12 protein-coding genes are annotated in these 13,894 nt (G+C 35.9%); 3 read left to right on the forward strand and 9 right to left on the reverse strand.

All coding sequences use genetic code 11. The features are described from left to right. Positions 1-6: 6 nt before the first annotated feature. The gene (locus tag F5ESL0230_RS07765) at positions 7-1,350 is read right to left on the reverse strand and encodes a 6-phospho-alpha-glucosidase (RefSeq protein ID WP_122022287.1); all 1,344 of its coding nucleotides are present in this window, start codon (positions 1,348-1,350) and stop codon (positions 7-9) included. A gap of 177 nt (positions 1,351-1,527) precedes the next feature. Between F5ESL0230_RS07765 and F5ESL0230_RS08655 the strand changes: the two genes are divergently transcribed. Then, positions 1,528-1,659: a hypothetical protein gene (locus F5ESL0230_RS08655; protein ID WP_255409288.1), complete on the forward strand. Its 132-nt coding sequence runs from the start codon at positions 1,528-1,530 to the stop codon at positions 1,657-1,659. A gap of 58 nt (positions 1,660-1,717) precedes the next feature. Here F5ESL0230_RS08655 and F5ESL0230_RS07770 read toward each other — a convergent pair whose 3' ends face one another. Continuing rightward, entirely contained in the window at positions 1,718-2,323 is a 606-nt protein-coding gene (locus tag F5ESL0230_RS07770; protein WP_122022288.1) for a hypothetical protein, read from the reverse strand. Positions 2,324-2,482: 159 nt separating this feature from the next. After that, positions 2,483-3,406: a cytochrome C5 gene (locus tag F5ESL0230_RS07775; protein ID WP_122022289.1), complete on the reverse strand. Its 924-nt coding sequence runs from the start codon at positions 3,404-3,406 to the stop codon at positions 2,483-2,485. A gap of 144 nt (positions 3,407-3,550) precedes the next feature. Between F5ESL0230_RS07775 and F5ESL0230_RS07780 the strand changes: the two genes are divergently transcribed. Continuing rightward, positions 3,551-4,786, forward strand: a complete 1,236-nt coding sequence (locus F5ESL0230_RS07780; RefSeq protein WP_122022290.1) for an MFS transporter — start codon at positions 3,551-3,553, stop codon at positions 4,784-4,786. A gap of 204 nt (positions 4,787-4,990) precedes the next feature. Here F5ESL0230_RS07780 and F5ESL0230_RS07785 read toward each other — a convergent pair whose 3' ends face one another. The 4 genes from F5ESL0230_RS07785 to F5ESL0230_RS07800 all read right to left on the reverse strand — a co-directional run bounded on the left by F5ESL0230_RS07785 (position 4,991) and on the right by F5ESL0230_RS07800 (position 10,287). Beyond that, positions 4,991-5,815, reverse strand: coding sequence for a histidine phosphatase family protein (locus F5ESL0230_RS07785; protein WP_122022291.1), 825 nt, complete (start codon positions 5,813-5,815; stop codon positions 4,991-4,993). A gap of 26 nt (positions 5,816-5,841) precedes the next feature. Then, positions 5,842-7,290, reverse strand: a complete 1,449-nt coding sequence (locus F5ESL0230_RS07790; RefSeq protein ID WP_122022292.1) for a glycoside hydrolase family 1 protein — start codon at positions 7,288-7,290, stop codon at positions 5,842-5,844. Positions 7,291-7,318: 28 nt separating this feature from the next. Next, the gene (locus F5ESL0230_RS07795) at positions 7,319-9,274 is read right to left on the reverse strand and encodes a beta-glucoside-specific PTS transporter subunit IIABC (RefSeq protein ID WP_122022293.1); all 1,956 of its coding nucleotides are present in this window, start codon (positions 9,272-9,274) and stop codon (positions 7,319-7,321) included. Between the two features lie 140 nt (positions 9,275-9,414). Then, a complete protein-coding gene (locus tag F5ESL0230_RS07800) occupies positions 9,415-10,287 on the reverse strand; it encodes a PRD domain-containing protein (RefSeq protein WP_090092606.1) in 873 nt (290 codons plus the stop codon). A 263-nt stretch (positions 10,288-10,550) separates the two neighbouring features. Between F5ESL0230_RS07800 and F5ESL0230_RS07805 the strand changes: the two genes are divergently transcribed. Then, a complete protein-coding gene (locus tag F5ESL0230_RS07805) occupies positions 10,551-11,495 on the forward strand; it encodes a class A sortase (RefSeq protein WP_122022294.1) in 945 nt (314 codons plus the stop codon). Positions 11,496-11,549: 54 nt separating this feature from the next. Here F5ESL0230_RS07805 and F5ESL0230_RS07810 read toward each other — a convergent pair whose 3' ends face one another. Together F5ESL0230_RS07810 and glpK are read right to left on the reverse strand one after the other, a co-directional pair. Next, positions 11,550-12,323, reverse strand: a complete 774-nt coding sequence (locus F5ESL0230_RS07810) for a tyrosine-protein phosphatase (protein WP_122022295.1) — start codon at positions 12,321-12,323, stop codon at positions 11,550-11,552. Between the two features lie 15 nt (positions 12,324-12,338). Continuing rightward, positions 12,339-13,856, reverse strand: coding sequence for a glycerol kinase GlpK (glpK, locus tag F5ESL0230_RS07815; RefSeq protein WP_122022296.1), 1,518 nt, complete (start codon positions 13,854-13,856; stop codon positions 12,339-12,341). Between the last annotated feature and the right edge of the window lie 38 nt (positions 13,857-13,894).

Genomic DNA, 13,894 nt, shown 5'->3' on the forward strand with positions numbered 1-13,894 from the left:
TAGCAATTACTTAAGTTCTGGCCAATATGGCTTATTAACGGGGATCATATCATCAAGAATCTTTTTTGCCACCAATGCATCAGGAACTGTTTTATTAAGTGCAAAAGCTTGCCACATCTTGGTATATGACTTTTGTTCATAGGCATCAACAACTAGTTTTTCACATGTTTGTTGTTCCATAATCATTCCACGCTCAAATACTCCAGCTTCACCAGTTGCCATTGCTTGAACACCATCAGAACCAAACCAACAAGGCACCTCAACAATTGAATCAGGATCAATATTAGAAATAGCACCATTGTTAGCAATATTAGCAAAAAATTTCTCATGGGTGTTATAAGCTATAGCATGACAAATATCAACAATATAATTTGAATGCTCAACACTTGCTTCCCATAAATTACCTTTTGCTGTACCAGCTTTAACAATTCTTGCACATTCTTCAAAAACCAATTTTTCACGATATTCTCGAATTTCATCAGTTCGTGTATGATTTGGATCTGCATTGGAAACTTCATATTGTGGATAATAGTAATATTGCAAATATGTATTTGGTAATGCTTCAGGATCAAGGGCAAAACAGTCCTTAGCTTTCTTAAAAGTTTCAGCCCAACTTTCCTCTGTATCTTTATCAAATTCACCCCCAATCCAGTAACCATTTTTTGAAAGATGTTCTTTTAATAGTGGAGTCAAATCTTTACCTGTATTTTTATCTCTAACTTCTTTCCACCAACCAAAATGATTAAGTCCGTAGTAATTAACATCAAGATCATGGTAATCATTTAATCCACAAATTTGTGCCATTCTAGTCATAATTGCTACTGGCATATCACAAATGTTAATGACTCTTGAATTTGGTCTAAATCTACGACAAGCCTCTGCAACAATAGCAATTGTATTAGAATAATTAATCATCCAAGCATTAGGTGAATATTTTTCCATCCAATCAATAATCTGTATAATTGCAGGAATTGATCTCAAACCATATGCCATTCCACCGGGTCCTGTTGTTTCTTGACCATTAACTCCATATTTTAATGGTATTTTTTCGTCATGGTCTCTCATTTCATATTTACCTACTCTGATTGACCCCATTACAAAATCAACATCAGTAAATGCCTCTTCTGGATCAGTAGTATATGAAAACTCAATTTCTGGTGCACGCTCTTTCATAATAATTGCACACGCGTCACCAATTTTCTTTTGTCTGTCTGCATCATTATCATAAAACTTCAGTTTTCTTAATGGAAACCTATCCTCATTAGCAATTAAACTTAATACAAAGCCAGGTGTGAAGGTACTTCCTCCACCAGCAATCACAACCGAATAACGTTTATCATTTTTAGACATTTGTTTTCTCCTTTAGTTCATATATCCATATGGAGCGGTATTATTTTTGTAGCTAGCTTACAAGTTTATTTATAACATTTTTTCTACTTTTTGTATGCGCTTTCTTTAAAAGAAGACACGTATTTCATAACTTGAATTATTTGTTTCATTTTAAGAAATATTTTTCAAAATTCTTAATTGGTACTATACTTAACTACAGCTAAGCAAAAGCCATATCTCAAAAAAGATATGGTTTTCCCTTTTATTTATCAATCATCTGGTTCACTAGTTGCTGCACGTGAAATTTTCTTTTATCGCGCTAAAAAATAATATACTAAAAAGTCTAAGTTCTCGAATTTGAGAACTTAGACCTTTTATTTAAGAATTATTATTGTGGTAACTTGTCTAAATTAAAATAAGTCATATCAGTGAATTTTTGCTTACCATATTTTTGAGCTAATTCTAACGTTGTAAAGTACTGATTGACTACTTTACCTGTATAATCTGCTTCAAAGACAACTTTAACGGTTTGCCCATCTATGTTTTCTTCATGCATGGTATAAGCTGTGGCCATCTTGGGAGCATGGTCATCCACTGGTCCAATCACGGTCCACTTTAATCCCCGCATCTTGCGTGTTTTTTCAATTCTCATCACTTTTTCATAATACTTGTCGAACTTACCTGTCATTTGCCAAGGATATTTATTCGTTCCCTTAACTTTGCCAACAACATAGACAACGGCGTAAAGCTTTTTGCCATTAGTCCCAGGTCTTGAAAAAGAATGCTTAGTGATCTTCATTGGTGACATATTTGAAACTTGGGTATACCATGTCCCGCGTAAATTTTGCGGTAAGGTATAGCGTTTGCCAAGGCCGTATTTATTACCTTCTACGGCCGCTTGAATAGTTTGTTCAGGGTGCACAGCAACCGTAGCTACTCCTGCTAAGGACAGCCCCAAGGTCGTAATTAAAGTAATTATTTTTGCTTTTTTCATTTACTTTTCTCCTTTTCTGTAAGCATGACGGTTTCAGTATATGCTACAAATTATACTTCTTAAGATTCTTATTAGCAAACGCTTACAATAAGTATATTTAATTAATACTTAATTGTTTTAAAAAAATAAAACCGCATTCCATAGTGGAAACGGTTTATATCAGTCAAATTTATCTTGTTTAATTATCCGATAAATAGAAATCATTAAAACTAAAATTGAACATAACATTGCAATATATGCCATAGGTCCTATACTGATAGCCGCCATCGCCTGCTCATGCGCTAATCTATTTTCCATCGCATAAGCCACAATCCATTTACGCATTAAATAAGGGGTTAGTAATAAATCCACCGTAGCAATCAATGACGCAACTAAAGTGGCATTACGAGCATGTGGTTCACGAAAAAATTGAGCCAATACACAGAATGCTGGTGCCAACATTAAAAGTAAAACCCATATAATAATTAAACGACCTGCATTACTATTCATCATTTGCGCACTATTAGTGGCATAGCGGTACTTCCCCCATAATTGTCCCCCAGTTAAAGTATTAAGTAAACTTAAGAAATATGACCCTTGTTGTCCATAAATACCCGCACGATTTGATAAAATTCCTTGAATTACTTGTAACCCATCAGTTGAGCCTGCAGTTGAAAAATTAACCGTTACAACTTTTTTCATATAAGTTGCTAAAAACATAATAATTGAGCCACCAAATTGTAGCGAACGTAGCATACTTAATTTTCGTTGCGCTTTTAATTTAAATTCTAAACTCAATACTTGATTGGGATGATGGCTACGCGCAATCACCAACACACCTACTATCACCAATAATAGTAATAAAACTAATAGTAACCATAATTTAGCCATTATAAAGAAAATCGCTAATACTATAACTGTGACTGCTAAATAAGGCCGATCAGAAAATATTTCCCAAAAATTCAATTTGAGATGACGATAGTTAGTACGCGCTTTTTCAGTTTGAGATGTGCGCACCGTTGGGGAAGAACTACCGGCTTTTTCATTATTTGTCATGTATTTTTTACGGTACTCATTTCTAGTAATATGTGACTGCTTACCCATAGAACAATCTTCCTTTCAAAAGTACTATCCTAACACGTTTTAAGTATAATTTTTATGGTTTAGTAAATTCTTATTAAATTTATTGTGCTAGAATAAAAAAGACGATAATTTTTAATAAATTTAAAAAAGAAAGATGAGGGAATTTTGACACAATCGACTAAATTACCAGCTAATTGGCACAAAGCTTTTTATACCTTGTGGTTAGGCTGCTTTATTACCGGCATGGGCTATTCAATGACAATGCCTTTTATCTCATTATTTATTGCTGACTTAGGTCACTACACGAAATTACAAGTTAGCCTTTATTCCGGACTAGCTTTTGCAATGACTTTTATTGCCCAGGCAATAGTTTCACCTTATTGGGGAAATTTAGCTGATCGTAAGGGCCGCAAATTAATGTGTATGCGGGCATCTGGGGTAATGGCTTTAACAATCTCAGCAACCGGTTTTGCACCTAACGCGATCTACATTATTGTAATGCGTTTTATTCAGGGCGCTTTTTCAGGTTATATTAACAATGCAACTGCTTTAATTGCTGGAGAAACCCCACACCAAAAAAGTGGTTGGGTTATGAGCCAGATGATGACCGCTGGAACCGCTGGTAACTTAGTAGGACCCCTTTTAGGTGGTGTTCTCTCAAACTTTTTTGGTAACTGGCTTGGAGGTGCTTGGGGCTATCGAATTCCTTTCTTTATTACAGGATTTTTGATGGTACTAGTTTTCTTAGGATCAACTTTTTTAGTTAAAGAAGATTTTACTCCCGTTTCGCGAGCAGAAATGAAACCAATGAGCGAAATTATGCATACTCTACCGCATGTAAAATTAATTGTTGCTATGTTTGTCACCACTTTACTAGTCCAAGCTGCTAATATGTCAATTGATCCCATCGTTTCGCTTTATGTTAAATCAATGATGCCTAACAGTAAAAATATCGCTTTTGTCGCTGGAATTGTTGCTGCAACTCCTGGTCTTGGTACTCTATTAGCTGCATCTAAAATTGGCCACAAAATGGATGAAATTGGTCCACTTAAGATTTTACGTATTGGGTTAATTGTTGGTGCTATTCTTTTTATTCCTATGGCACTTACACATTCACCTTGGATTTTAGCTGGTTTACGCTTCTTGCTTGGAATCGCCAGTGCAGCCATGCTACCAGCCGCTCAGACAGTTTTAACCTTAAACACACCTGCTGAAAGTTTTGGCCGTATCTTTAGTTATAATCAGTCTTTCCAAGCAGTTGGTTCTGTTTTCGGTTCACTAATGGGTTCTGCAATTTCTGGTGTGTTCAATTATGCAACCGTCTTTTGGACGACCGGACTGATGCTAGCAATTAACTTCGTCTTAATTATCCTATTTAGTCTTAAAAGCAACAATAAATAATATCAACTTAGTGATTAGAAGTTTTGCACTTAAATCCTTATATTGCGCTGAAACCTCTAATAATTAAAAACTTAACTGAATTTCAATTTATTTTATATGTGATTATTAAGATTGATACAAATAATTACTTACTAAAATTATTCAATAAAAAAAAGCGTGATTTTAAATATCACGCTTTTTATTGATAAATAATTAGAGTTAGTATTACTTACTTGCTGCTTTACCAGCATCAAAGTATTTCAAACTGCCGATTTCACCAGCAAGCTTAAACTTGCCATCCTTATAAACTAATTTAGTAACCGCATCATTGGCCATTCCAGTTCCTTGATATTCTGGATAGTTTTGTGTCGATAAGAACAAGTTAATGGACATACCTGAACTAACTACCAAGACATTGCCACCTTTTTTCTGTTGCTTCTTAGCAATCATGGTCAAAACTTCAGTCATACGTTTTTCAACCGTCTCTGAGCTTTCTGCGCGATATTGCGCTGGAAGATTAGTATTCAACTTGTTTTGTTGATCTAAACCATAATAACCATCTTGCATCTTGTTTTGCAACATTTTACCGGTTTTTGCTTGAAAATCTTCAAGGCTAGTATAACCTAAATATTCTGCAATTTCCGGTACATTTTTAGCAATATCTGGTCGACCTTCGTAACTGCCATAATTACACTCACGCAAACGTGAATCTACTTTCAGTTGCACTTTTTTGTTACCAGAATATTTCAAGGCCCCTTTAGCCGTTTTTTCTTGCCGAGATAAGTCGCCCGAATAAGCAGCACTAAACTTAATACCTTTTAAGCCCTTCCCTAGATATTCTGCACCCTTAATGCCGTTTTCAGTTAACGTAAAGTCGCTCCAACCTTGCGCTAAATGCATCACATTAGCAGTAGTTTCTCCATGACGAGTTAAATAAATTGTTACTGGCTTATTGCTTTTACCTTTAGCGCTAACTGGATGTACACTAAATGAAAATGCACTGACTACACTAATTAATAGTACTAAAAAATGGGACAATTTATGTTTCATTTTCTTACTCCTAAATTATAAATTTATTAGCTTAAATCTGCTCCATTAGTGGAGATAACTTGCTTATACCAATCGAATGACTTCTTCTTGAAACGGTTAAACGTTCCTTGACCTTGATCATCTTCATCAACATAGATAAAGCCATAACGCTTGGACATTTCACCTGTTGAAGCACTGACTAAGTCAATACAGCCCCAAGGGGTATAACCCATTACATCAGCACCATCAGCAATTGCTTCAGAAATAGCTTCGATGTGTTCACGCAAATAATCAATGCGGTAATCATCAGCTACATAATGATTTTCATCAGGTTTATCGACTGCTCCTAAACCATTTTCCACAATAAATAATGGCTTTTCATAACGATCAGATAATTGGTTAAGCGCAATTCTTAAACCAGCTGGGTCAATCTGCCAACCCCAGTCGCTTGACTCTAAGAATGGATTCTTAACACCACCCATTAAGTTGCCGTTAGCCGTTTCTTGATTTTCATGTGTTACATCAACAACAGATGACATGTAGTAGCTAAAGCCAATATAATCAACTGGATATTTGGCTAATAATTCTAGTTCCTCGTCAGTGTAGTCAATATCAGATAATTGAACCCCTTGACGGGCTAGCAAACTCTTCGTATATGCTGGGTAATGGCCACGTACTTGCACATCAGCACAGAAGAAATTATTAGCTTGATTAGTTTGCAAAGTAGCCAATTGGTTCTTAGGATTTGAATCGTAGCTATAAGTTGTCGCATAAAGAATCATGCAACCTATTTTCATTTCTGGATCCAATTCATGACCAATTTTAACTGCTTTTGAGCTAGCAACAAATTGATTGTGCCAGGCTTGATAAACGTTCTTCTTATCTAAGGCACCATTACTTACAGTTAAGCCCTGACTCATGATTGGAAAATGAGCTGCACTGTTGATTTCATTAAAAGTCATCCAATATTTAACTTTATCCTGATAACGAGTTAAAACAGTTCGAGCAAAGTTTTCAAAGAAACCAATTAACTTCTTATTCTTCCAGCCACCATATTCTTTAATTAAATGTAGCGGCATTTCATAATGCGAAATAGTAATAACTGGTTCAATATGATTCTTTAAACATTCATCAATTACGGCATCATAAAACTTCAAACCTGCTTCGTTAGGTGTTTCTTCATCCCCATTAGGAAAAATTCGGGACCAGGCAATTGAAAAACGGTAGCACTTAAAGCCCATTTCACCAAACAATTCAATATCTTCTTTAAAATGATGGTAATGATCTATACCAATGTGGTTAGGATAGACTTGCTTTGCATCAATTGAAAAGTCAAAATCTGGTGAAGCGATTATCTTCATTCGATCCTTACCACCAGGTAAAACATCAGCTACGGATAGACCTTTACCGTCTTCTTGATAAGCACCTTCTAATTGGTTAGCTGCAGTAGCACCGCCCCATAAAAAGTCTTTAGGAAAATTATTTGTAGTCATCATATACTTCTTTTACTTCTTTCTTTACTAATTATTTCAAATCTAGTAGTTGATCGCCAAAGGTCACATTACCACTAGTTAGAACTGTAACATCTTGATAGCTATTTGAATTAGTAACAACAATTGGTGTTGTTACCGGATAGCCAGCCTTCTTAATTGCCGCCATATCAAATTCAATCAAAGGTTCACCTGCCTTAACAGCTTGATCCTTCTTAACTAATATTTTAAAACCTTTTCCATCTAATTCAACCGTATCCATTCCAATATGAATCATTACCTCAGCGCCTTTTGCTGATTTAAGACCAATTGCATGTCCGGTTGGGAACACCATTGCTACTTCACAATCAAATGGTGCACAAACTTTACCTTCCTTAGGCTCAATAGCGACTCCTTTACCCATTGAACCACTAGCAAAAACTTCATCCTTAACTTCATTTAACGGCACAATTGTACCTGCTAAAGGCGCAACTAAAGTTTCAGCTTGGTTCATCGCTGTAGCGCTAGTTTTGACAACTGGTTCAGTTTGAGCTGCTGAAGCTGCTAAATCAGTATTGTTTGCAGCTTGACCATCACTTGGAGCATCAACACTATTTTTTCCAAAGAGCATTTGTAATAAGAACCCTAAGACAGTTGCCACAGCCATAGCAATCATTAAGCCGTAAACTGTCCCATCAACACCATTTTTACCAATTGCACCTGGAATTGAGAAGATGCCCATTCCAGCCATGATATAGAGCTTTGTACCAAACATACCAATTAGTCCACCGCCAATACCAGAGGCAATACAACTGATAATAAATGGCTTTTTACGTGGAAGTGTTAGTCCATAAATAGCTGGTTCAGTTACCCCAAAAATACCAGATACAAAAGCTGGAATAGCGATACTACGAGTTTTTTCATTCTTAGTTTGGAAAATCATTGCTAAAACAACACCAGTTTGCGCAAATGAAGCTGCCAGCGATAGACCAACAATTGGATCAAAGCCCATAGCGGCAATGTTAGTCATCATCACCGCAACAAAGCCCCAGTGCACACCAAAGATTACAAAGACTTGCCAGAAAGCACCCATTAAAATACCAGCTAAAATTGGACTAAAGTTGTAAATAGCACTAATAACTGCAGCAATTGCATTACCTGCCCACGTAGCCACTGGTCCAATGACTAAAAAAGTAACCGGTACAGTAATCAAAAGAACAACAAATGGTACTAAGAAAGTTTTAACCACATCAGGAATAATCTTACGCGCAATTTTTTGTACTTTTGAAGCAAACCAAATTGCTAAAATTATTGGGATAACTGATGAAGTATAATTCATCGAAATAACAGGAATTCCAAGGAAAGTCATGTGGACTGGAGCTTGCAAAATTGTGCCCTTGAAAACCGTAAAGAGTGCTGTTTTACTACCAGCCATAGCTACGATAGTTGGGTAACACAAAGCAGCTCCTATTGTCGCTCCTAGATACTCATTAATCCCAAACTTTTTAGCTGCAGAAATACCTAAAATGATTGGCAAGAAGTAGAATAAACTGTCACCAATGGCATTCAAGATCATGTAAGTCCCAGAATTGGCTGTTACTAAGCCAAAAGACAAAAACATTGCATTGAAACCCTTAATCATTCCGGCTGCACAAAGTGGTCCTAAAATAGGGTTAAAGATACCAGAAATCAAATCAATAAAACGATCAGCGATGCTCATGTTACTGTTATCAACATAATCATCACTAACTGCACCGCCATCGCTAAAGCCACCGACTTTAATTAAAGTATCATAAACATCGGCAACATTATTACCAATAACTACCTGGTATTGCCCCCCAGATTTAACTAATGAAAGTACTCCATCAGTCGCTTTCATCTTTTCGTCATTTGCCTTTTTCTCATCTTTCAATTTGAAACGCAAACGTGTCGTACAATGCACCACGCTAGCGACATTATCTTTACCACCAACATTGGCGATAATTTCTCGACTTAATTCTTCGTAAGCCATCTGATCCTCCTAATAAAAACAACAAAATAAAAACCCGCAAACCTAAAGAAGACCCCTTGCATCATTGCAATAGACTTTTCTTTACGTTCTCGGGTTAATGCCTGTAAACAGTAACACACCGTACAAACTAATATTTAAAATTACTCTGATTCCTTAGCTTTACTGTCTCCTTGTCGATGCGTTACCCGCCAAACATGGAGTGTTAAATAAACTTCATCATCAGGTTGTAATTTCCAACCGGCCTGTTTAAGTAAATAAGTGCCAATTTTCAAAACTGTTTCGTATGACTTTTTGTACTTTACCTTCATCAATTCTAATAGAGACTGATCTAATTCACTACCATTATCTTCATCATTAATTTGATAAAGGTGACGCACCATAAACGAACGTAAATGGGTCATAAAGCGATTAAAATTGAAAGACTCCGTATCTAATTGCATACCATATTGATACTCAATTATTTCAACTACGCCACTAATTAGTTTAGTAATTTTGACAGTATCTTGGAGTCTCGTCTGCTTAGAACTGGCATTAATAAAGTGATAAGCAAGATAGGCTACTTCTGATTTAGGAAAAGAAGAGTTAGTTTTTTGTTCAATTAAAGCTAAAGCCTCTTTTGCAACAGTATATTCTTTAGGAAAAAGTTTCCTTATTTCCCAGCTGAGCGTATCCGGACCCAAAGTAAAGCCTTCGTCTGTCCTTTTAAGCATAAAATCAATGTGATCAGCTAAAACTAAATATTGGTAATCAGAAAATTTTACTTTTAATTTGATTGATACTAAATTGATAACATCAGTAGTTAGTGCCAAAGTCCGCGAATCGATATCTTTAACACTATCAATCATTTTAATGTTCTTTTCAACAGCAACAAAACGTCGCGTTATTTTTTGTTCATCAACAAAATCGCCCGGCTTTTTGCCAAAACCAATTCCATTACCAATTACTACCCAATCAACATCAAATTCATCTGACACTAAAGCAGCATTGTTGTTAAAATTTTTAATAAATTTCACTCAGCTTACTCCTACTTCAATAAAAAAACCTATGAGCAGCATGAAAAACTTGTTGTTCATAGGTTAATGCCTGATCGAATCAGTAACACACTTATTTACTTAAAAGATTATACATCATTGTTAAAGCGATTTCAACAATTATTTGTTATTTAAAGTTTTGATTTTTGGCATTGCAATTACTTATAGTCTTGTAGTTTGTCAAAGTATCTATTTTAATATAAAGTACATGCAAAGAAATTTATTTTTTAAAAAAGGATAATTATATGACTAAAAAAAAGCAAAATTATTCAGCTAAAAATAAACTATGGGCCTCCATCCGCTTATTAGTTAGTGGGCTACTATTTTATTCAGGAGTTGCTCTAATCTTTTTTGGTTCTGGTTTAGGAAACTCATACTTGGTTCAATTAAATGCTGAACAGGCCAGTTCCAAGCTAACAGCTAAAAAAGCAGATCAAAATAAACAACATAAAACAACTTATGATGCTAGTAAGACTGAATCAATTACTACTAAGCGTTTACTTACTTCTAGACACAAAAAAGCATATGCCATTGGCCAAATTGCAATACCGGCCGTTAACATCCATACCCCTTTATTTGCAGGCTATGGTAGTCATAATCAAAATTTAGCTTATGGCGTAGTAACTTGTCTACCTGAGCGAATTATGGGGGGACAGAATAATTACGTTCTGGCTGGGCACTATATGGGAACTTATGGTGGAGCTGTTTTAGACAACTTACACCTCGCTAAAGCGGGCGACATAGTCTACGTGACCGACTTACATCATATTTATGCTTATCGTATTCAAAACATATCTTTTACTATTAAACCAACCCAAGTCGAAGTAGAAAATAATGTACAAAAAAAGCGACTACTTACCCTAATTACTTGTTCTGATTTCAATACTTCTAAATATGGTTATGGTGCTCACCGTACAGTGGCTCAAGGAGAACTAATCGGCAAAGCAAAGGCGACTAGCAAGAATCTATTGGCAGCAGAACTTACCGGCAAGCAGGAATCTAAGCAAACAAGAAAAATAACCCTAGTAACTGATAAAGGTCATAAAACAATTGCCCCTCAAAAACAAACTAGCTTAATTACACAGCCTAGTTTTTTTCAAAATACTAGGACATTAAGCACAATTATTATTTGCTTAACAATTCTGTTCTTATTAATCATAATTGCAGCGCTAAGCAAGATTTGGTTTTAATTGCAGTATACTTCACTAATTTATATTAGAAGTTTTTTTATATTAAAACTAACTCTATACTAAATACATTTTTCGTAACTGCTGGTAATCCATGATACTAAAGCCTAATTCTTTTTTGAAAAAGGTAGCAAAGTCACCCCAGCCCTGACGAATGGTTTCGGTAATGCCTTTAATTGCAATTCCTTCCCCCTTAGTTACATTCATCTTAGCGACCATTTGGGAAATCTCATCATTACTGGGCAGCTGACGCGAAACCGCGAAATCGTAAAGCTGGTTAGTTAACAGATAATCGCGGGCAATTGTGTCATCCGCAATTCCCAAAGCCATTAACACTAAGACTGACACCATACCGGTTCGATCTTTACCAGCACTGCAATGATATACTAAGGCTTCCTCTTCGGGTAAGGTTAAAAGTTCAGCAAATACTTTAGCAAACATCGTCTGACTATGTGCATTAAGTAAAGTTTGCTGGTAAATTCGACCCATAAAATTGTTATTTAGACTGGGTAGTTGACCCAAAAACTGAGAATTATAATGTTCCTTTGATTTATCGGCCCCGACTTCAGCATATACAGGGATATCAATCAACTTGACATTTGCCCATAAAATATCTGGCGCAGTATTTTTTTCGTATTGCGAACGCAAATCACAATCAGTAGTAATCCACAATTGGGCTAATTTTTTTTGATCACTTGCGCTTAAAGAGCTGAGCGAATCTGAGCGATAAATTTTATTCCATTTAACTGTTTGTCCATTTTCATTTTGATAGCCACCAATATCTCTAAAATTTAGTGGTCCATCTAATTTAATGATTCGTTTGTGTGCCAACTTACTCACTCTTTCCTACTTGTTCAATGCTTCTTCACCATGAGCAAAAACTTGCGTAGCTTTAACCGCCCTTTTCCATCCTTGATACAAGCGGTTGCGTTCTTCCTCTACCATTTGGCATTCAAAAGTTTTGCCCACAACAAATATATCTTTTAATTCATCAAGATCTTTCCAATATCCTACTGCCAGCCCTGCTAAAAAGGCTGCGCCTAAAGCAGTTGTTTCTAATGTTTGAGCGCGTTCAATTTTAATTCCTAATAAATCAGCTTGAAATTGTAAAAGATAATCATTATTTGATGCGCCTCCATCTACACGTAAAGTTGGAATTTTGATTCCTGAATCTCTCTGCATTGTATCAACTACATCTCTAGTTTGATAGGCTAATGACTGCAGTGTGGCCTTAATAAAATCATTACGATTTGTTCCACGTGTAACCCCAAAAACTGCCCCACGGGCTGCCGAATCCCAATATGGAGCACCTAAGCCAGTAAATGCTGGCACAACATAAACTTCATTTTCAGATTTGGATAACTTAGCTGCTGTTTCAGATTCAGCTGCTGTTTTAACCAATTTCATTGAATCGCGCAACCATTGAATAGCACTCCCTGAAACGAAAATAGAGCCTTCAAGAGCATAGTTAATTTGACCATTAAGTCCATAAGCAATAGTCGTCAATAAATTATTATCCGATTCAGTCGGTTCTTCACCAGTATTCATTACAATGAATGAACCAGTTCCATAAGTGTTTTTTACCATTCCTTTTTTCAAAGCCAATTGACCAAAAAGAGCCGCCTGCTGGTCACCAGCAATACCACAAATTGGTACTTTGCCACCAAAAAAAGTATACGAATTAGTGTAACCATATATTTCAGAATTAGATTTAACCTCTGGCAACATTTTTTTAGGAATATTTAACAATTCAAGTATATCTTCATCCCATTTTAAATCATGGATATTAAATAACATTGTTCTGGAAGCATTCGTATAGTCGGTCACATGAACTGCACCGTCCGTTAATTTCCACAACAACCAACTGTCAATCGTCCCAAAAAGCAAGTCACCCTGTTCCGCTTTTTGCTGTGCACCTGCAACATTATCTAAAATCCAACGAATTTTGGTAGCACTAAAATACGGATCAATAATTAGACCGGTTTTTTTATGGATTAATTTGCTATACCCAGCATTTTTCAATTTTTCAGCCAACTTAGTTGTCTGACGAGATTGCCACACAATTGCATTATAAATTGGTTTACCAGTCTTTTTATCCCAAATTACCGTTGTTTCTCTTTGATTAGTAATGCCAATACCTTTAATCTGTTCTGGACGAATTCCTGAATTAATAATCGCATTAGCAATTGTAGTTTGAACTGCATGCCAGATTTCCTCTGCTTTGTGCTCAACCCAACCTGGTTGTGGAAAATATTGCGGAAATTCCTTTTGTGAAGAAGCAACTTTTCGACCTTGATGGTCAATAATCATTGCCCGCGTTGAGGTTGTTCCTTCATCAATTGCCATAATGTAATTTTTCGCCATAAATTGTCCTTTCTATAAGAAAGCGGTTCATCATAATT

It is taken from the genome of Lactobacillus sp. ESL0230 (assembly GCF_003692805.1).
Taxonomy (GTDB): Bacteria; Bacillota; Bacilli; order Lactobacillales; family Lactobacillaceae; genus Lactobacillus; species Lactobacillus bombicola.